Source organism: Massilia niabensis (assembly GCF_042655085.1).
Classification (GTDB): Bacteria; Pseudomonadota; Gammaproteobacteria; order Burkholderiales; family Burkholderiaceae_D; genus Telluria; species Telluria niabensis.
On the sequence record NZ_JBHSMU010000003.1, the window covers coordinates 380,978 to 398,972 of the forward strand.

Annotated in this window: 18 protein-coding genes; 8 read left to right on the forward strand and 10 right to left on the reverse strand. The window is 64.3% G+C overall.

Features of this window, described 5'->3' with window-relative positions:
* Positions 1 to 10: 10 nt before the first annotated feature.
* Positions 11 to 1,504 (reverse strand): FAD-linked oxidase C-terminal domain-containing protein, encoded by a 1,494-nt coding sequence (locus tag ACFPN5_RS01840; RefSeq protein WP_379779500.1) that lies wholly within the window; start codon positions 1,502 to 1,504, stop codon positions 11 to 13.
* Between the two features lie 73 nt (positions 1,505 to 1,577).
* Here ACFPN5_RS01840 and ACFPN5_RS01845 point away from each other — a divergent pair, with 73 nt between their 5' ends.
* The 3 genes from ACFPN5_RS01845 to cphA all read left to right on the forward strand — a co-directional run bounded on the left by ACFPN5_RS01845 (position 1,578) and on the right by cphA (position 5,958).
* Complete coding sequence (locus tag ACFPN5_RS01845) at positions 1,578 to 2,132, forward strand: cob(I)yrinic acid a,c-diamide adenosyltransferase (protein ID WP_379779502.1); 555 nt, start codon at positions 1,578 to 1,580, stop codon at positions 2,130 to 2,132.
* 9 nt (positions 2,133 to 2,141) lie between these two features.
* Complete coding sequence (locus tag ACFPN5_RS01850) at positions 2,142 to 3,197, forward strand: rhomboid family intramembrane serine protease (RefSeq protein WP_379779504.1); 1,056 nt, start codon at positions 2,142 to 2,144, stop codon at positions 3,195 to 3,197.
* A 139-nt stretch (positions 3,198 to 3,336) separates the two neighbouring features.
* Positions 3,337 to 5,958, forward strand: coding sequence for a cyanophycin synthetase (gene cphA / locus ACFPN5_RS01855; RefSeq protein ID WP_379779506.1), 2,622 nt, complete (start codon positions 3,337 to 3,339; stop codon positions 5,956 to 5,958).
* Positions 5,959 to 5,977: 19 nt separating this feature from the next.
* Here the strand turns inward: cphA and ACFPN5_RS01860 are convergent, their stop codons facing one another.
* The gene (locus ACFPN5_RS01860) at positions 5,978 to 6,910 is read right to left on the reverse strand and encodes a LysR family transcriptional regulator (protein ID WP_379779508.1); all 933 of its coding nucleotides are present in this window, start codon (positions 6,908 to 6,910) and stop codon (positions 5,978 to 5,980) included.
* Between the two features lie 93 nt (positions 6,911 to 7,003).
* Between ACFPN5_RS01860 and ACFPN5_RS01865 the strand changes: the two genes are divergently transcribed.
* Both ACFPN5_RS01865 and ACFPN5_RS01870 read left to right on the forward strand, forming a co-directional pair.
* Positions 7,004 to 7,903, forward strand: coding sequence for a DMT family transporter (locus tag ACFPN5_RS01865; protein WP_379779510.1), 900 nt, complete (start codon positions 7,004 to 7,006; stop codon positions 7,901 to 7,903).
* A gap of 52 nt (positions 7,904 to 7,955) precedes the next feature.
* Positions 7,956 to 8,651, forward strand: a complete 696-nt coding sequence (locus tag ACFPN5_RS01870; protein ID WP_379779512.1) for a 2OG-Fe(II) oxygenase — start codon at positions 7,956 to 7,958, stop codon at positions 8,649 to 8,651.
* Positions 8,652 to 8,653: 2 nt separating this feature from the next.
* On the opposite strand, the gene ACFPN5_RS01875 is transcribed toward ACFPN5_RS01870, so the two are convergent.
* The 5 genes from ACFPN5_RS01875 to ACFPN5_RS01895 form a co-directional block, all read right to left on the reverse strand.
* Positions 8,654 to 8,971, reverse strand: a complete 318-nt coding sequence (locus tag ACFPN5_RS01875) for a hypothetical protein (protein ID WP_379779514.1) — start codon at positions 8,969 to 8,971, stop codon at positions 8,654 to 8,656.
* Positions 8,972 to 8,976: 5 nt separating this feature from the next.
* Positions 8,977 to 9,354: a hypothetical protein gene (locus tag ACFPN5_RS01880; protein WP_379779516.1), complete on the reverse strand. Its 378-nt coding sequence runs from the start codon at positions 9,352 to 9,354 to the stop codon at positions 8,977 to 8,979.
* 64 nt (positions 9,355 to 9,418) lie between these two features.
* Complete coding sequence (locus ACFPN5_RS01885; protein WP_379779518.1) at positions 9,419 to 10,027, reverse strand: PH domain-containing protein; 609 nt, start codon at positions 10,025 to 10,027, stop codon at positions 9,419 to 9,421.
* A 173-nt stretch (positions 10,028 to 10,200) separates the two neighbouring features.
* Positions 10,201 to 10,704, reverse strand: a complete 504-nt coding sequence (locus ACFPN5_RS01890; RefSeq protein WP_379779520.1) for a hypothetical protein — start codon at positions 10,702 to 10,704, stop codon at positions 10,201 to 10,203.
* 19 nt (positions 10,705 to 10,723) lie between these two features.
* A complete protein-coding gene (locus ACFPN5_RS01895; RefSeq protein WP_379779522.1) occupies positions 10,724 to 11,260 on the reverse strand; it encodes a hypothetical protein in 537 nt (178 codons plus the stop codon).
* A 296-nt stretch (positions 11,261 to 11,556) separates the two neighbouring features.
* Here ACFPN5_RS01895 and pepA point away from each other — a divergent pair, with 296 nt between their 5' ends.
* Complete coding sequence (gene pepA, locus ACFPN5_RS01900) at positions 11,557 to 12,414, forward strand: flocculation-associated PEP-CTERM protein PepA (RefSeq protein ID WP_379779524.1); 858 nt, start codon at positions 11,557 to 11,559, stop codon at positions 12,412 to 12,414.
* A gap of 147 nt (positions 12,415 to 12,561) precedes the next feature.
* On the opposite strand, the gene dxs is transcribed toward pepA, so the two are convergent.
* Genes dxs through ACFPN5_RS01915 form a run of 3 tightly spaced genes read right to left on the reverse strand, consistent with a single transcriptional unit; the run spans position 12,562 to position 15,587 of the window.
* Positions 12,562 to 14,436, reverse strand: a complete 1,875-nt coding sequence (gene dxs, locus ACFPN5_RS01905) for a 1-deoxy-D-xylulose-5-phosphate synthase (RefSeq protein WP_379779526.1) — start codon at positions 14,434 to 14,436, stop codon at positions 12,562 to 12,564.
* Positions 14,437 to 15,330, reverse strand: a complete 894-nt coding sequence (locus ACFPN5_RS01910) for a polyprenyl synthetase family protein (protein WP_379779528.1) — start codon at positions 15,328 to 15,330, stop codon at positions 14,437 to 14,439. It abuts the gene before it with no gap.
* On the reverse strand, positions 15,327 to 15,587 hold the full coding sequence (locus ACFPN5_RS01915; protein WP_379779530.1) for an exodeoxyribonuclease VII small subunit: 261 nt from the start codon (positions 15,585 to 15,587) through the stop codon (positions 15,327 to 15,329). The genes ACFPN5_RS01910 and ACFPN5_RS01915 overlap by 4 nt, the downstream gene beginning before the upstream one ends.
* Positions 15,588 to 15,954: 367 nt before the next feature.
* Between ACFPN5_RS01915 and ACFPN5_RS01920 the strand changes: the two genes are divergently transcribed.
* Both ACFPN5_RS01920 and ACFPN5_RS01925 read left to right on the forward strand, forming a co-directional pair.
* A complete protein-coding gene (locus tag ACFPN5_RS01920; RefSeq protein WP_379779532.1) occupies positions 15,955 to 17,055 on the forward strand; it encodes an aromatic ring-hydroxylating oxygenase subunit alpha in 1,101 nt (366 codons plus the stop codon).
* Between the two features lie 2 nt (positions 17,056 to 17,057).
* Positions 17,058 to 17,981, forward strand: coding sequence for a DMT family transporter (locus tag ACFPN5_RS01925; RefSeq protein WP_379779534.1), 924 nt, complete (start codon positions 17,058 to 17,060; stop codon positions 17,979 to 17,981).
* The last annotated feature ends 14 nt before the right edge of the window (positions 17,982 to 17,995 follow it).

Here is a 17,995-nt window from a genome sequence, read left to right on the forward strand (position 1 = left end):
GTCCAGCTTTCTAGAACCGCGGAAGATCCGGGAACGGCACCTGGCCCTGGTGCACATGCAGCTTGCCGAATTCGGCGCAGCGGTGCGGGGTCGGGATGGCCTTGTCGGGATTGAGCAGCATCGGCACGTCGAATGCACGCTTGACCGCAAAGAAGGCGTCGAGTTCGGGGCGAGCGAACTGCACGCACATCGAGTTGATCTTTTCCATGCCGACGCCATGCTCCCCGGTGATGGTGCCGCCCACTTCCACGCACAGCGCGAGGATGGCCGCGCCAAAGGCTTCGGCGCGCTCGAATTCGCCCGGCTGGTTGGCGTCGAACAGGATCAGGGGATGCATGTTGCCGTCGCCCGCATGGAACACGTTGGCACAGCGCAGTCCATAGGTGCTTTCCATCTGCTCGATCCCCAGCAACACCCGCGCCAGGTGCTTGCGCGGAATCGTTCCATCCATGCAGTAGTAATCCGGCGAGATGCGCCCCGCCGCCGGGAAGGCGTTCTTGCGCCCCGACCAGAAGCGCAGGCGCTCGGCCTCGCTTTGCGACACGGCGATCGCGCTCGCCCCGGCCGTCTCCAGCACGGCCCGCATGCGTTCGATTTCCTCGGCCACTTCCAGCGGCGTGCCGTCGGCCTCGCACAGCAGGATGGCGGCGGCGTCGAGGTCGTAACCGGCGTGCACGAAGGGCTCGACCATGCGCGACGAGGTGCGGTCCATCATTTCCAGGCCCGCCGGAATGATGCCGGCGGCAATCACGCTCGCCACCGCATTGCCGCCGGTAACGACGTCATTGAACGACGCCATGATGACCTGGGCGACGGCCGGTTTCGGCACCAGTTTCACCGTCACCTCGGTGACGATCCCGAGCATGCCTTCCGAGCCGATGAAGACGGCCAGCAGGTCCAGCCCCGGGGCGTCAAGCGCCTCGCTCCCGAGTTCGATGATCTCGCCCTCGATGGTGGCGACGCGCACCCGCAGTACGTTGTGGACGGTGAGGCCATATTTCAGGCAGTGCACGCCGCCCGAATTCTCGGCCACATTGCCGCCGATGGTGCAGGCGATCTGCGAGGACGGATCGGGCGCGTAGTACAGGCCGTACTGGGCCGCCGCTTCCGAGATGGCGAGGTTGCGCACGCCGGGCTGGACGACGGCGGTGCGCGAATACGCGCTAATTCCCACGATGCGGTTCAGGCGCGCGGTCGACAGCACGACGCCGTCATGAATCGGCAGCGCGCCACCCGACAGGCCGGTGCCGGCGCCGCGCGGCACGATCGGCACCCCCAGCTCGCGGCAGACGTTCAGGATCTCCAGCACCTGCTCTTCGTTCGTCGGCAGCGTGACGATCATCGGCAACTGGCGGTAGGCGGCCAGGCCGTCGCATTCGTAGGGGCGGGTGTCTTCGGGGTCGTGCAGGACGACGCCATGGGGCAGCCTGGCGCTCAGCGCCGCGGCGACCTGTTGCCGCCGCTCGATTGGCGCACTGAGGGATACGTTGGGAGGGGCGCTCATCCTCCAATTGTAAGCACAATCACATCGTTTTGCCGTATCCTCGGGCTATCTTTTTTAAGGGCTGGACATAATCATGGGTAATCGACTTTCCAAAATCGCCACACGCACCGGGGACGACGGCAGCACGGGCCTAGGTGACGGCAGCCGCACCGGGAAGGACAGCGCGCGCATCCACGCCCTGGGCGAAGTCGACGAACTCAATTCCTTCGTCGGCCTGCTGCTGTGCGAAGACATGCCGCAAGACCTGCGCGAGGAACTGGTCTCGATCCAGCACGACCTGTTCGACCTCGGTGGCGAGCTGTGCATTCCCGGCTACCAGATGATCAAGGACGAGCACGTGGCGCGCCTGGATGACTTGCTGGAAAAGTACAACGCCGACCTGCCGGTGTTGAAGGAGTTCATCCTGCCGGCCGGCTCGCGCGCGGCCTCCCTCTCCCACGTCTGCCGCACGGTCTGCCGCCGCGCCGAGCGCGCCATCGTGGCGCTCTCGAAAGAGGACACCATCAACCCGCAGCCGCGCCAGTACGTCAACCGCCTGTCGGACCTGATGTTCGTGCTGTCGCGCGTGCTGAACCGCTTCGCGGGCGGCAGCGACGTGCTCTGGAACCACGAACGCCAGCGCGGCTAAGGCGGGTCGATGGCAGGCAGTACAGACACTGAGCTGTTCGACGTTCGTTTCTACACGGCTGGCGCAAAGTGGCCCACCAATCCCTACAGCTTCCGCGGCCAGGGCACGCTCGAGTTCCAGCCGGACTTCGTGTTCCTGCGCGGCTGCAGCCAGCGTTCGTTCCGCCTGCCTCAGCGGCGCGAAGAGCGCATCCGCATGGTCGACATCGTCAACGCCTATGCCAACGGCCAGGACGTGCATTTCGATGTGCTGGGCGTGAAAGGCGATGTGACGGTGGGCTTTTCCGTCGCGGACGCGGACACGGCGAAGCGCATCGTGTCGCTGTTGCCGACGCGCCAGACCGAGGCGTTCGTGCGCGAGCACGAAGAGAATGAAATCTTCCATGACCGGATCGATTACTGGAGCCCGTCGACGCCGGTGATCTGGGGCTTGCTGGCGGCGAACATCGGCATTTTTGTCCTGATGTGGCTGGCACGCCGGCATTACCAGGCGTCGCTGGAGGGGCCGCTGCGCGAATTCTTCGCGCTGCATCCGAACGTGTCGGCCATGCTGCATGCGCAGCAACTGGTGGACTGGGGATCGAACTACGGCCGCCGCACCCTGAACGGGCAATGGTGGCGCCTGGTCAGTTCGATGTTCCTGCACGGAAGCATCTGGCACCTGGGCTTCAACATGCTGGCGCTGTGGCAAGTGGGACGGGTTACCGAGCGCATCTTCGGCAGCACGCGCTTCGTGGGCCTGTACCTGCTGGCGGGCCTCGCCGGCAGCATCGCCAGCGTGCTGTGGAACCCGCAGGTCAACAGCGTGGGCGCCTCGGGCGCGATCTTCGGCATCATCGGCGGATTGCTGGCCTTCCTCGGCCGCCCGGGCAGCGGCGTGCCGCCCACGGTCGTCTCCGAGCTGCGCTCCTCGCTGGTGCCGTTCCTGCTGTTCAGCTTGTGGATGGGCTTCATCTATCCGCACACCGACAACGCCGCCCACATCGGCGGCCTGGTCGGTGGCTGGCTGGCTGGACATTTGCTGGCGCGCTCGATCCACCTGCCGGGCCAACGGCAGGCGGCATAGAAGCAGGGAAATGGTGGACAAAAGAAAGGCTGGGCCGGCCTGATCCCGGACAGGTCCCGCCGATGTGCTTCGCATATTGTTGAGCTTGGTTTTAACCGGTTTTCCGGTCTTACCCTGATTCAACCTGCGAGGTCCGTCCATGTTTCCACGACACTTGAAGATCCACGAAAAGCGTTTCCTGCGCGGCCCCAACCTGCATGCGGTGACGCCCTGCCTGATGGTCTTCCTGGAGGGCGGCCCGGCCATGACCGAGGACATCCGGGCGCGCCTGCCGGCCATGCTGCCCGGCCTGAGGGCGCCGTCCGGCTTGCATGCTTGCGACGGGACGCTCCTGCTCGAGTGGCTGGAACCGGTCGTGATGGAACTGCAGCGGCTGGCTGGCGCCCCGGGGCAATCGAGCCGCACGCTGATGGTGCCGGGATGCCCGGACGCGCGCCGCATCATCTGCGGCTACGCCTTCGAGCAGGTGGCGGGGGCTGCGCTCACGGCGGCGCTTGACCTGCTTGGCGCGCTGTCGCGTGCTGAAGCGTACGATCTGGAAGCTGCGGTTTCCGCACTGCAGGAAGTCGCCGAGGACCACGCGATCGGCACCAGCACCGGCGCCGTGCTGGCCGCTGCGCACCGCCGCGGCATTCCGAGCATGCGCCTGCAGGAGGACGCCAACCTGTTCCAGCTCGGCTGGGGAGCGCGCCAGCGGCGCCTGCAGGCGACCATCACGGGCGCCACCAGCTCGATCGCGGCCAGCATCGCCAGCGACAAGCAGCTGACCAAGACCCTGCTCAACCAGGCCGGTGTGCCGGTGCCCGCCGGGTCCACCGTGACGACCGTGGAGGAAGCCCAGCATGTGGCGCTTCGCCTCGATGGCCCGGTGGTCGTCAAGCCGCTCGACGCCAACCAGGGCAAGGGCGTAACGACGATGTGCGCCGGCCCGGACGAAGTGGCGCGCGCATTCGCGCACGCGCGCCGCTACAGCCGCCAGGTGATCGTGGAACAGCACTTCGCCGGCCGCGACTACCGCGTGCTGGTGACCGGAAAGAAGGTGGCGGCGGCCTCCTGGCGGCGCCCGCCCCATGTCGTCGGCGACGGGCTCTCGACCATCCGCGAACTGGTCGAGCTCGAGAACCTCAACCCGGCGCGCGGCGAGGGCCACACCAATATCCTCACCAAAATCCCGCTGGACGACATCGCCGAAGCGGTGCTGGCCAGGCAGGGCTATGGCTGGGACGCGGTGCCGGGTCCCGGTGTGAGCGTCGATTTGCGCGGCAACGCCAACCTGTCCACCGGCGGCACCGCCGAGGACGTGACCGACCTGCTGCCCGAAGAAACCCGCGCGACCTGCGTGCGCGCGGCGCGCACGGTCGGGCTGGACGTGGCCGGCATCGACATCGTCTGCGAGGACATCTCGCGGCCCCTGCGCGAGCAGGACGGCGGCATCATCGAAGTGAACGCGGCGCCCGGCATCCGCATGCACCAGTACCCCAGCCGCGGCAAGGCGCGCGATGCCGGGGACGCGATCGCCGAGGCGCTGTTCGGCACGTCCGACGGCCGCATCCCGGTGGTGGCGGTAACGGGCACCAACGGCAAGACCACCACGTCGCTCCTAGTGGCGCACTGCGCGCGCGAGGCGGGCCTGGCCACCGGCGTCACGACGACCGAGGGCATCTACATCGACGGCCAGCTGACCGTCGCCGGCGACTGTACCGGCTACCACTCGGCGCGCAGCGTCCTGTCCTCGCCCGAGGTCGAATTCGCCGTGCTCGAGACCGCCCGCGGCGGCATCCTCAAGCGGGGCCTCGGCTTCGACCGCTGCGAGGTGGCAGTGGTCCTGAACGTTACGGCCGATCACCTGGGACTGGACGGCATCGAGACGGTCGCGGAACTGGCCAGGGTCAAGGCGGTGGTGGCCGGGCGCGCATCGAAGGCCGTGGTGCTCAATGCCGAGGATGAGCACTGCATCGCCATGGCAGCCGGCCTGGCCGAGGGCGTCGAAGTGATCTACTTTTCGCTGGACGCCGACAACCCGGTCCTGCTGCGCCACCTCCAGCGCGGCGGCGGGAGTGCACATGGCGCGCGGGGAGTGTACCTGCAGGACACGACGGTGGTGCTGGCGGACGGCGAGCGCCACCAGGCGCTGCTGGATGTGCATGCCATGCCGGTCTCGCTCGGCGGCTGCGCGCGCTACAACATCGCCAATGCGCTCGCCGCCGCCGCCGCGCTGGCCGCCGCCGGCTTCGGGCGCCCCGAGATTGCGGCCGGGCTGGCGAGCTTCGTCTCCGACAACAAGCACAACCCGCTGCGCTCGAACGTGTTCGACGTCGACGGCGTGACCGTGATCGTCGATTACGCCCACAACGCGGCAGCCTATGCGGCGGTGGCGCAAACGGCGCGCGCCATGACGCGCGGCCGGGTGGTCGGCGTGGTGGCGGCGCCGGGCGACCGGCGCGACGCGGACATCGTCAACATGGGCCGCGTGTGCGGCGCCGGATTCGACGAGCTGATGGTGTTCGAGGTCGTCAACCGCGGCCGTCCCGACGGCGAAACCGCGGCGCTGCTTGCGCGCGGCGCGCGGCGCGCGAGGATGGAGCGGCGCCACGTGCGGATCGAACTGCATGTGCACGAGGCCCTGCGCCGCGGCCTGGCGCTGTGCCGCAGGGGAGACGTGCTGGTGTACGCGAGCGCCTCCTCCATCCTCGACCTGGCCGAGGCGCTGCGGCCGACGAAATGGGAGATCGCGCAGTGGATCGCGGCCCAGGCGACGTGAAGGACGGCTCCCGGCTGCGTCAGAATGCGTCCCAGTACGGGCGCTCGCCGATCCGCTCCACCAGGTAATCGATGAACACCCGTACCTTGGGCGGCAGGAAGCGGTTTTCCAGGTACACGGCGTAGATCCGGTCGCCGAAGGTCCCGACCGGATCAATATGCGGCAGCAACTGCACGGCCTCGCCGCGGCGGATGTCCTCGCCCACGACAAAGGTCGGCAGCAGCGCGATGCCGCCGCCGCGCAGCATCGCCAGGCGCAGCGACGGGCTGCTGTTGGCGGACATGACGCCGTCCACCCTGACCCGCGCCCGCTCTCCGCCCGTGACGAATTCCCAGATGGCAGGCGCGCCCGTGGTGCCGAAGGTCAGGCAGCGGTGGCCTGGCAGGTCTTCGATGCCGGCAGGGACGCCGTGCTTCTCGAGGTAGCCTGGTGCCGCAACGAGCACGTAATGGAGCGGCGCGAGCGGGCGCGCCACGGCGCTCTGCATGTCGATGCGGGAGGCGAAGCGCAGCGCCACGTCGATGCCCTCCTCGACCAGGTCGACGTAGCGGTCGGTCATCGTCAACACGACCCGGATGTCCGGATACCGCTCCAGGAACGCGGGCAGCAGCCCGGCCAGGTGGGTGTTCCCGAACGCCATCGACGCGCTCACGCGGAGCAGGCCGCCCGGCCCCGCCTGCATGCCGGCGGCAAGCGCTTCGATGCCCTGCGCTTGCTCGACCATGTGCAGCGCGTGCTGGAAGATCGCGCGCCCAGCCTCGCTCAGGCCCAGCTTGCGTGTCGAGCGGTTCAGCAGTTTTGTCGCCAGCGTCTTTTCCAGGCGCGCCACCGCACGGCTGAGGTTCGCCTTGGTCGTGCCCATCCGGCGCGCGGCCTCGGAGAAGGAACCGGCCTCGACGACGCGCACGAACATCCAGATATCGGGCAGGTCGCGGCCCTGGAGCATCTCCATCGTATCTCCTGTGGAAACAATGTGTTGTCGTTTTGATGGATTGTATCGCAGGGCGCCCGGGCGCAGACTGGTGGGACACCACAACCGGAGACCATGATGGCGTCGACCAGGCTTGCATCCCCTGCAGTATTTTTCACCGGCACCTTCGCCCTGCCCCTGCTGTTCATCGTCATGTGGAGTTCGGGCTATGTGGTCGGCAAACTCGCCGTGCCCTACGCCGGTCCGTTCACCGTGCTCACCCTGCGCTTCGGGGTGGCGGCGCTGCTGCTCCTGGTGCTGGCGCTGGCGGCGCGCGCGCCCTGGCCGGGCAGCGCCCGCCAGCTCGGTCACCTGGTCGTCGTCGGGCTCCTGATCCAGGCGCTGCAGTTTTCCGGCCTGTACACGGCACTGAAACTCGGCGTGCCGGCGGGCGAATCGGCCCTCATCTGCGGCACCATGCCGGTGCTCACGGCACTCGGTGCGAGTCTGTTCCTGGGCGAGAAGACGCAGGCCAGGCAGTGGCTCGGCATGGCGGCCGGGGTGCTCGGCGTGCTGCTCGTGGTCTGGCACAAGCTGGGCCCTGGTTCCGCCGGCGCGGGCGCCTACGCGGCCGCCGTCGTGGCGCTGCTCGGCATTACCCTCGGCACGCTGTACCAGAAGAAGTTCTGCTCCGGGATGGATTTGCGCACTGGCGGCTGCGTGCAGCTCGCCGTCGCCACGCTGGTGGCGCTGGCGCCGGCGCTGCATCTGGAGGGGTTCGCGGTGCAGTGGACGCCGACCTTCGTGTTCGCCTCAAGCTGGCTGTCGATCGTCAACTCGATCGGCGCGACCAGCCTGCTCTTCATCCTGATGAGGAAGGGCGAAGCCGGCAAGGTGGCCAGCCTGTTCTACCTGATCCCCGGCGTGACGGCGCTGCTCGCCTTTGCCGTGCTGGGTGAAACCCTGGGGCCGCTCTCCTTGGTGGGCTTCACGGCGACGGCGGGCGCGGTCTGGCTCTGTACGCGTTCCCGTTAAGGATCCGGCAGGTTACACTTGCGTGCGAACATCACAGCGAAAAGGATCGACGTTGAACGACTTCATCGGCATCTACGACGGCGCCCTCGCGCCTGAACAATGCGACGCCATCGTCGCGCGCTTCGACGCCAGCGACAAGGTGGTGCGCGGGCGCACCGGCGGCGGCGTCGACACCAGCAAGAAGGACAGCTACGACCTGACCATCGGCCAGCACCAGGAATGGCATGACGTGGGCAACCTGATGATGGGCGCGGTCGCGCGGCACCTGGCAAGCTATATCGACCAGTACCGCGCGCTCGTGCTGGGCGCGCTGGCGCCGATGGTGGCGCACCCGCAGACCGGCCAGCCGACCGCGCTGTCGCTGGCCAATTTCGACGTATGCGGCACGCCGCACCTGGCTGCGCTGCTGCAGTCGATGTACCGCTGCGGCGCGATCAACCTGCAAAAATACCTGCAGGGCAGCGGCGGTTACCACCACTGGCATTCCGAGGTGTATCCGCAGAATGCCAGTTGCGAGACGCTGCACCGGGTGCTGCTGTTCCAGTTCTACCTGAACGATGTGGCGGAAGGCGGCGAAACCGAGTTCCTGTACCAGGGCCGCAAGGTCGAGGCACGCAAGGGGCGCCTGATCATCGCGCCGGCCGGGTTCACGCATACGCACAAGGGGCATGTGCCGGCGAGCGGCGACAAGTATGTGGCGACCTCGTGGATTTTGTTCCGGCGGGCGGAGGAGTTATTCGGGAAATAGTATTACCCAGCCTGATCGCTGTCGAGATAGATTTTTTCTGTGGCCTTTTTAAGCTCAGCGTGAGGTAAAAACGGATCGGCGATCGTCAGGATGGCGTGCAGATTATTCTTGAGTTGGTCCAACTCGATGGTCCCTGGCTTGAGCGCTGTCTGCAATAAATGAACGGCCATATCCGCCAATAGCAGGCGCCGTTTATCCATCCAATGGTCGACGCTGCGCTCCCCTTCCTGGGGAGCTGGGTAGGAAAGATAGCTTTCTTCGACAAGGCCATGTATGTCCCAGCCCATTTGTATTACTTCGGATCTCTTTGACTCATCCATTTTTTTCAGTCCAGGGCACCATTGCGCACTGTCGGGCCTGAGAATGATTTGTCCTTTACGCATTCCTTCACGCTTCCGGGGTAGGAACGGCCACGCACAACGATGGTGCAAATCTCCGCTTTGTATTTTTTCTTCGCCGCACAAGCCCTGAGCTCAGGAACTTCAGGTTGCTTGTCGAAGCACGCGACGACATCCGGGTGTGCGACGTCGTCCGTTGCCGCCCTGGACATGCAGAAATCCGCAGCCCATTGGACTACGTCGCCCTGAACAGGGCATTCGGCAGGAGCAGCAAATGCGAGCGCACTTGCAAGCATTGGAACGACGGCCAAAAGGCAACCTGAAAGATTTCTCATATTACTAAACATCACAGCGAGCTTGTCCATTTGCCTGGTTTCCGACCAAGCGCCCGCCTCCGAGACCTGGTCACACCTGGCGCGTAATGAGGGTTCAGTTGTGAATATATTTGGCAAACACGTCACTGAAATCGCGCTTGGTGTGCGTCTCGAACATGGCGGTATTCAGGGCTGCCAGCAGCTGGTTGTATTGGGTGACGAGGCCCCCTTCACCTGGAGCGAGATTGAGCTTGTGCACGGAGGCAGTCGCGTCCAGGGCACGCAGCGCGTTGTCGCGGCACACCGCATCGCGGTGCTGCTGCTTTCCGATCGAGATCAGGGCCTTGTAAATGTCTTTCAGTTGTTCGATGAAGGTTTTCCTGACGTCGATGGAGAACTGCGTGTTGTCCAGCTTGAACTTGAGTTCGATATCCATATCCAGGGTACCGGCGGTCTCGATGCTGACGCCCGAAACCTGGTGCGACGCATAGTCGTAGCGTTTGATCGAGCGCTTCGAGGACACGGCCGAGTCGCCGTCCACATGGATCAGCGCGAGGTTGGTAAAGCAGTACTCGTCCTTCTTGCTTTTGATGAGAAAGAAAATCTGTTCGCCGTCTTCGCTGAACAGGTAATCGTCCGCATCGACCTTGCTGTAGTCCGCGGGCCCGACGATGACGCCGATATCGCTGATGCCCAGTGCTTCCGCCGCCAGTTTCTTGAACATGATCCCCTCCGTGTGATGAAAGTAATTACATTGAATACCACAAATATTTTCCGAGTTCCGGTCCGAGAAGCGCTGCGACAGGCCTAACGCCGCTCCTCATGCGTCACGATCCTTCCAAGACGATCCTGGTCGACCGGAAAACGTTTATCGAACTCGGCCGGCCCATCAAACGTTCATTCACAACGGCCGGGGTCAGTCTCTTTCCCTGACGAATAGCACACCTCCGTCTCCCGCCCGCGCCATGACCTGGAGCCATCGCCAACCGTGAAGCGCGTGATGAAAGGAAGCTGGTTGCAGCTGCTGCCGAAAACGACGTCCGAGAGAAACGCGGCGCCGTTGCGCGTAACGGACAAGAAGACCTCGGGCGAGCCGCCGCACATCCGGTTGGAAGTCGCATCCTGCTCGGCCGAGATCACATACGTGACCTTTCCGAGTACGCAAGTGAACTTCAGGCCCCGCGGATCGTGAAAGCCGGCCTGTAAAAGGGCCTTGTTTCGTTTTTTGTCCTGGTGGCTGCGAGCGCCAGCGACGCTATCGTGCAGATAACGATTTTCCACATCGAGCATGCCGGCCGCGGGCACGCAGGCAATCCGGACAAAATCTTTCGACGTATCGGCATGGGACTCACGGCACAGCGAGATACCGAGCAACAGGGCGAATGCGAACAGGATTTTCATGGCATCTCCCGAACCTGACTCAGGGCGCCGGGGCTTTCGCCGGCGGCACCGGGTTCATTTCCTGCGACCAGACGACCGCCGCGATTTTCCAGCCGCTCTCGGTGCGCACCATCTGCCAGCTTTCCTTGCCCCAGTTCTCCCTGTAATCACCGAACATGAAGCTATAGTCGAACCAGACCTGGGCGACTTCGCCGTCGCTGTCGATGCGCACATTCGAGAAGGTCTCTTCCATCCGTACCTTTTCCTTCACGATCATATCGATGAACTTGCGCGGGCTGCTGCTGAAACTCTTCTTCGGGCGCGGCAGCTTGGGATCGGGCCGGGTGGCGTAAAGCCGTTCGATGCTCGCATCCGTCGTGACCCCGGCCCAGGTGATGTCTTCTTTCAGGAACAGCTTCAGGAAGGTGTCCTGGTCCTTGTCGATGATCGCCTTGCGGAAGGTCTCGATGACGCGTTCGATCTCCTGTTTGCCGGCGGCGTCCTGGGCAAGGGCCGGTTGGGGAGCTGCTAGCAGCAGGGCGAGGGAAAGGCAGGCGGCGGCGAATGGCTTCATCATGTCTCCTGAGGGGAAACATGAGTATAGGAAATAGAAAGGTGAACAGGTTCACCAAATGTAACGACGCGGATGCGCAGCGCACAATAAAAAAAGCGGCGCCTCCGGGCCGCTAGCGCCCATCTGGGGTCGTTGCCTGGCCGCACCGGAATAAATCGGAATTCTTTACACTTGGCTCATCAAAAATTTAACAATTTACACAAGCGCTTGATTATAAAGAACAATTTATTCCTGGCACGCATCGTGCATATAGTCCAGTACTCGGCTGAATTGCCTTCCTACTGTAAAGATTACGAATCATGAAATTTCTGAAAAAACTTGCTTGCGCCGCAGCTGTTGCAGTTTCCTTCGCTGGCGCCGCTAGCGCTGAAGTCGTGCTGAACGACTGGGTCTTCAATCCAGCCGGCACCGGTTTCACGAGCGGCCAAGTCGTCAACGAATACCTGGACGTGAACGGCAACGCCTTCATCCAGCTGACCCCGACCGGCACAAACAGCTTCTCGTTCACCGAACATGCTGTCTTCAACATTGTCCAGGCTGACAGCAACGGCCAGCTGTTCCCAGTGAACTTCCCAGGCGGCAACATCAGCGCAACCTTCGAAGCCACCGGCACCGGCAACTTCGGCGGCGCGTTCAGCTTCAGCAGCGGCACCATTCGCCTGTACCAGAACCCGACCAACGGCCAGTACGGCACCACCACCGGTGTCTATGGCGCGAACCTGGGCGAAGAAATCGCCATGTTCAACGTGCTCGCTGGCGGCGGCGGTAACGTCGATGCAAGCGGCTCGCCAATCAACAACGGCCAAGTGACCGTGCTGGCAAAAGCGGAAGCTGGCGCCCTGGATGCAGGCTACTTCTTCCGTGCAAACGGTGAAGACCTGTCGATGGATGCGGTTCTTGCCTTTGCCTTCACCAACGCGAACACCGTTGGCGAGCCAACCAACCGCCTGGTGAGCGAAGTGGCTTGCCAATACGCTGGCTTCACCGGCAACGGCTGCAACGGTACCGCCTACAGCAACACCCCTGGCGCATTCTTCGTCTCGAACAATGGCCAGTTCAAGCTGGCTGAAGTGCCTGAGCCGGGTTCGCTGGCCCTGTTCGGTATCGCACTGCTGGGCGCCGGCGTCGTCAGCCGCAAGCGCGCCAAGAAGGCGTAATTGCCTCCTGCACGCAGCTTGGCCGGTTGAAAAAGCCGGCTTGCTCTGATTAATGCCAGTCAACTATGCTGACTGGCATTTTTTATTGGTGGGGGCGCATAAAAAAAGCGGCGCCGAGGCGCCGCTTCTTCATGGAGCTGAATCAGCTCAGGTATTGTTCACCACCAGCCGCGGCTCGCCCGCCGCGCCGAAGCGTGCACGGATCGAGGCCGCGATGCCCTTGGCGTCCAGGCCGACGGAGGCGAGCAGCGCCGCTGGGTCGCCCTGGTCGATGAACTTGTCGGGCAGGCCCAGGATCAGCAACGGCTTGACGATGCCGGCGCCTGCCATCGCCTCGGCCACTGCCGCACCGGCGCCGCCCATGGTTGCGCCCTCTTCCACCGTCACGAAGCAGTCGTGGTCCTGTGCCAGGCGCTTGACCAGCTCGACGTCGAGCGGCTTCACGAAGCGCATGTTGGCGACCGTGGCGTTCAGGTCGGCGCCCGCGCCCAGGCTCGGCGCCACCATCGAGCCGAAGGCCAGGATGGCGATCTTCTCGCCAGTGCGCTTGATCTCGCCCTTGCCGAGTTCGATCGAAGTGAGCTCTGCCTGGATCGCCGCGCCGATGCCGGCGCCGCGCGGATAGCGCACCGCGGCCGGACCCGGGTAATGGTAAGCGGTCGTCAGCATCTGCCGGCACTCGTTCTCGTCGGATGCCGCCATCACCACCATGTTCGGGATGCAGCGCAGGAAGGCGAGGTCGTAGTTGCCGGCGTGGGTGGCGCCGTCGGCGCCGACCAGGCCGGCCCGGTCCAGCGCGAAGGTCACGTCCAGGTTTTGCAGCGCCACGTCGTGGATCAGCTGGTCATAGCCGCGCTGGAGGAAGGTCGAGTAGATCGCGACCACCGGCTTCATGCCCTCGGTCGCCAGGCCAGCGCCAAAGGTCACCGAGTGCTGCTCGGCGATGCCGACGTCGAAATAGCGCTCCGGGTACTGCTGGTGGAAGCGCACCATGCCCGAACCCTCGCGCATGGCCGGCGTGATGCCGACCAGGCGATGGTCGATGGCGGCCATGTCGCACAGCCAGTTGCCGAACACTTCGGTATAGGTGATCTTGCCCGGCGCCGTGGCCGGAATGATCCCTTCGGTCGGGTTGAACTTGCCGGTGCCGTGGTACAGGATCGGCTCGGCCTCGGCCAGTTTATAACCCTGGCCTTTCTTGGTGACCACATGGAGGAACTGCGGTCCCTTGAGCTTCTTGATGTTTTCCAGCGTCGGGATCAGCGAATCGAGGTCGTGGCCGTCGATCGGGCCGATGTAGTTGAAGCCGAATTCCTCGAACATCGTGGCCGGGACCACCATGCCCTTCGCGTGCTCTTCCAGGCGGCTGGCCAGTTCGCGCAGCGGGCCTGGCAATACCGTCTTGCCGACGGTCTTGGCGGCGGCGTAGAACTGGCCGCTCATCAGGCGCGCGAGGTAGCGGTTCAGCGCGCCCACCGGCGGCGAGATCGACATGTCGTTGTCGTTCAGGACCACCAGCACATTGCAGTCGTGCTCGACGCCCGCGTTGTTCAGCGCCTCGAAGGCCATGCCCGCCGTCATGGAGCCATCACCGATGACGGCGATCGCGTGGCGGTGCTCGCCCTTCAGTTTGGCGGCGGCGGCCATGCCCAGGGCGGCCGAGATCGAGGTCGACGAGTGCGCGGTGCCGAAGGTGTCGTATTCGCTTTCGTCGCGCTTCGGGAAGCCCGACAGGCCGTTCAGCTGGCGCAGCGTGTGCATGCGCTCGCGGCGGCCGGTCAGGATCTTGTGCGAATAGGTCTGGTGGCCCACGTCCCACACGATGCGGTCGTGCGGCGTCTCGAACACGTAATGCAGCGCGATGGTCAGTTCCACGGTGCCGAGGTTCGACGACAGGTGGCCGCCGGTCTTGGCGACCGACTCGAGCAGGAACTGGCGCAGCTCGTTCGCGAGCGGCGTCAGCTGGGGGCGCGACAGCTGGCGCAGGTCCGACGGGTCGTTGATGGTTTCTAGCAGTTTCATTTATGCCTTCCGCTGCACGATCAGGTCCGCGAGTTCGCGCAGCCGCAGTGCTTGTTCTCCAAATGGCGCCAGCGCATGGATCGCCTCGCGCCGCAATTGCTCCGCCAATGCCCTTGATTCCTCCAGCCCGAGGATCGACACATAGGTCGGCTTGTTGTCGGCCGCGTCCTTGCCGGCGGTCTTGCCGAGCGTGGCCGAATCGGCCGTGGCGTCGAGCACATCGTCCACTACCTGGAACGCGAGGCCCACGGCCTTCGAGTAGGCCGCCAGGGCTTCGAGTTCCGGCGCCGTCAGGTCCTTGCCGCACAGCGCGCCCAGCAGGACCGAAGCGCGCAAGAGCGCGCCGGTTTTCAGCTGGTGCATGCGCTCGAGCTGCTCCAGGTTCAGGGACAGGCCCACGCTGTCGAGGTCGATCGCCTGGCCGCCGCACATGCCGCCCGAGCCCGCAGCTTGCGCCAGCAGGCGCAGCATGCCGACGAGGCGCGCCGGCGGCAGCGAGTCGGCACTGGCCAGTACCTCGAAGGCCTGGGCCTGCAGCGCGTCGCCGACCAGCAAGGCCGTCGCTTCGTCCCAGGCGACGTGCACGGTTGGCTTGCCGCGGCGCAGCTCGTCGTCGTCCATGCAGGGCATGTCGTCGTGCACCAGCGAATAGGCGTGGATCATTTCCAGCGCACAGGCGGCACGCGCCAGCGTGGCCGGGTCGGCATCGAACAGCGCGCCGCTGGCGTATACGAGCAGCGGGCGCACGCGCTTGCCGCCGCCTAGCACCGTGTAGCGCATGGCCGCATGCAACTTCTGTGGCACGGCTTCAGGCGGTGGCAGGAAGTCGGACAAGGCGTCTTCCACTTGCGCCTGCACGCCCGCCATCCAATGGGCGAACGGGAGGTTCGTCATCGATCGCCCTCGCCCGCGCCGTCGGCGTTGAACGGTTTGAGCATGTCGCCTTCCAATACCTTGACCTGCGACTCGACCCGGTCGAGCTGGGCTGCGCAATACTTCACCAGCTCGGAACCGCGTGCATAGGCGGCCACCGACGCTTCCAGCGGCAACTGGCCGCCTTCCATCTGGGTGACGAGCTGGGCCAGTTCGGCCATTGCCTCTTCGAACGAGGCTGGCGGCGTTGGCGCTCCAGCGTTTACATTGTTTGCCATAGTGTCTTGTTGTGTTGTGCCGGCGATACTGTCTCCAGGCGCAACTTGTGCGCCGCGGGGAAGTCCAATCGCGTATTTTAAAACAATCCTAACCCCAGATGTGGTCTGCGCGAATGCCGAGCTTGTCCGAGAGGACTTCATTCGGAGCGCAACCGTCTGCATTTCAATGAAAACGATGCCCTTCCGGCACGCCCTGTGCCATTGTGCGCCACAATCCCGCGCCGGGCCGCACGCTGAGACCCGGTAGAGCTCGTTACCCGGTATAATTGCCGGTTCTGTCCGAAACACCGTATCTCTGCAGCCAGAATACTGGTCCTAGGATTCTTATTCTCTTCTTTGGCTTGATGCTTTTATAAGGGGGGTTGGGATGTCCGATCTGGCTACCCACGCCAAGCTGGCGCGCTCGTGCGCTCAGCTGCCGGTCAATGTTTACTTTGACAACGCGCTCTTGCAGCGCGAAATCCAGCACCTGTTCAAGAATGGCCCGCGCTACGTCGGCCACGAACTGATGGTGCCTGAAACGGGCGACTTCGCCACGCTGGCCTCGGAAAACGAAGGCCGCATGCTCGTGCGCAACGCGAATGGCATCGAGGTGCTGTCCAACGTCTGCCGTCATCGCCAGGCGCTGATGTTCAATGGCCGCGGCAATGCGAACACGATCGTCTGCCCGCTGCACCGCTGGACCTATGACCTCAAGGGCGAGCTGATCGGCGCGCCGCATTTCGCGGAAACGCCCTGCCTGAACCTGGCCAGGACGCCGCTGCAAAACTGGAACGGCCTGCTGTTCGAGCAGAACGGCTACGACGTCATGGACAAGCTGCGTGGCATGTCGGTGACCAAGGACCTCGACTTTTCGGGCTACCTGTTCGACCACGTCGAGATCCACGATATCGACTACAATTGGAAGACCTTCATCGAGGTCTACCTCGAGGACTACCACGTCGAGCCCTTCCACCCGGGCCTGGGCAATTTCGTCAGCTGCGAGGACCTGACATGGGACTTCGGCCGCGACTACAGCGTGCAGACCGTCGGCGTCAACCGCGGCCTGCAGAAGGCCGGCTCGCCCACGTATAAAAAGTGGCAGGAGCAGGTGCTCAAGTTCAACGGCGGCAAGGCACCGAAACAGGGTGCGATCTGGCTGACGCTGTACCCGAACATCATGGTCGAGTGGTATCCGAACGTGCTGGTCGTGTCCACCCTGTGGCCGCTGGGTCCGCAAAAGACGCGCAACGTGGTCGAGTTCTACTATCCGGAAGAAATCGCCCTGTTCGAGCGCGAGCTGGTCGAGGCCGAGCGTGCCGCCTACATGGAAACCTGCGTCGAGGACGACGAGATCGCCCAGCGCATGGATGCCGGCCGCAAGATCCTGTTCGAGCGCGGCGTCAACGAGGTTGGGCCCTACCAGTCGCCGATGGAAGACGGGATGCAGCACTTCCACGAGTGGTACCGCAGCAAGATCGAGTTATAGGCATGCCTTCACTCTGGATGCTGTTTGCCAGCTTTGCGTTCGCCGCCATGGGCGCGGGCGTGAAGCTGGCGTCCGAGTTCTACACGACCTCCGAACTCCTCTTCTACCGGGGCATCATCGGTTCCGTGGTGCTGCTGGCCATCGTGCGCCAGCAGGGCGGCACCTTCCGCACCCCGTTCCCCAAAGAGCATCTCGTGCGCAGCCTGGTCGGCGTGGTCTCGCTCTGGCTGTGGTTCTTCGCCATCGGTAAACTCCCGCTGGCCACCGCCATGACCCTGAACTACATGGCGCCGATCTGGATGGCGGCCGGGCTGTTCTTCGCCGGCTGGTGGTCGCGTACGAATACCGTCGAGTGGCCGCTGCTGGTGGCCGTGGGCGCGAGCTTTTTCGGCGTCACCCTGGTGCTGCAGCCGGCTTTTGAAACCAACCAGTGGCTCGGCGGCCTGGCCGGCGTTGCCTCGTCGGTGATCTCGGCGATGGCCTACATGCAGGTGCGCAAACTCGGCCAGATGGGCGAGCCGGAATACCGCGTCGTGTTCTATTTTTCGATGACGACCACGATCGTGGGCCTGGTGGGTGTATTGAGCGGCGACGGCCAGCAGACCGGCCTGCCCTTCCACAGCCATACACCGGGCGGCGCCGTGCTCCTGCTCGGCATCGGCTGCGCCGCGCTGATGGCGCAGATGGCGATGACGCGCGCCTACCGTGTCGGCAAGGTGCTGGTGGTGGCGAACCTGCAGTACACCGGTATCGTGTTCTCCAGCCTGTGGGGCCTGGCCTTGTGGGGTGACCGTTTCAACTGGTACGTGTGGATGGGCATCGGCGTGATCCTCGCTTCGGGTATCGCGGCGACGTTCTACAATACGCGCAAGACGGCGCGCGGCGCCGCCATGGAAAAGACCGATCCGATCGCAAGCGAACTCTGAAAGAAGGCAAACTG

Coding starts and splice junctions, on each gene's coding strand:
- ACFPN5_RS01840 (WP_379779500.1), bottom strand. CDS start 1,504: ATGAGCGCCCCTCCCAACGTATCCCTCAGTGCGCCAATCGAGCGGCGG.
- ACFPN5_RS01845 (WP_379779502.1), top strand. CDS start 1,578: ATGGGTAATCGACTTTCCAAAATCGCCACACGCACCGGGGACGACGGC.
- ACFPN5_RS01850 (WP_379779504.1), top strand. CDS start 2,142: ATGGCAGGCAGTACAGACACTGAGCTGTTCGACGTTCGTTTCTACACG.
- cphA (WP_379779506.1), top strand. CDS start 3,337: ATGTTTCCACGACACTTGAAGATCCACGAAAAGCGTTTCCTGCGCGGC.
- ACFPN5_RS01860 (WP_379779508.1), bottom strand. CDS start 6,910: ATGGAGATGCTCCAGGGCCGCGACCTGCCCGATATCTGGATGTTCGTG.
- ACFPN5_RS01865 (WP_379779510.1), top strand. CDS start 7,004: ATGATGGCGTCGACCAGGCTTGCATCCCCTGCAGTATTTTTCACCGGC.
- ACFPN5_RS01875 (WP_379779514.1), bottom strand. CDS start 8,971: ATGGATGAGTCAAAGAGATCCGAAGTAATACAAATGGGCTGGGACATA.
- ACFPN5_RS01880 (WP_379779516.1), bottom strand. CDS start 9,354: ATGGACAAGCTCGCTGTGATGTTTAGTAATATGAGAAATCTTTCAGGT.
- ACFPN5_RS01885 (WP_379779518.1), bottom strand. CDS start 10,027: ATGTTCAAGAAACTGGCGGCGGAAGCACTGGGCATCAGCGATATCGGC.
- ACFPN5_RS01890 (WP_379779520.1), bottom strand. CDS start 10,704: ATGAAAATCCTGTTCGCATTCGCCCTGTTGCTCGGTATCTCGCTGTGC.
- ACFPN5_RS01895 (WP_379779522.1), bottom strand. CDS start 11,260: ATGATGAAGCCATTCGCCGCCGCCTGCCTTTCCCTCGCCCTGCTGCTA.
- pepA (WP_379779524.1), top strand. CDS start 11,557: ATGAAATTTCTGAAAAAACTTGCTTGCGCCGCAGCTGTTGCAGTTTCC.
- dxs (WP_379779526.1), bottom strand. CDS start 14,436: ATGAAACTGCTAGAAACCATCAACGACCCGTCGGACCTGCGCCAGCTG.
- ACFPN5_RS01910 (WP_379779528.1), bottom strand. CDS start 15,330: ATGACGAACCTCCCGTTCGCCCATTGGATGGCGGGCGTGCAGGCGCAA.
- ACFPN5_RS01915 (WP_379779530.1), bottom strand. CDS start 15,587: ATGGCAAACAATGTAAACGCTGGAGCGCCAACGCCGCCAGCCTCGTTC.
- ACFPN5_RS01920 (WP_379779532.1), top strand. CDS start 15,955: ATGTCCGATCTGGCTACCCACGCCAAGCTGGCGCGCTCGTGCGCTCAG.
- ACFPN5_RS01925 (WP_379779534.1), top strand. CDS start 17,058: ATGCCTTCACTCTGGATGCTGTTTGCCAGCTTTGCGTTCGCCGCCATG.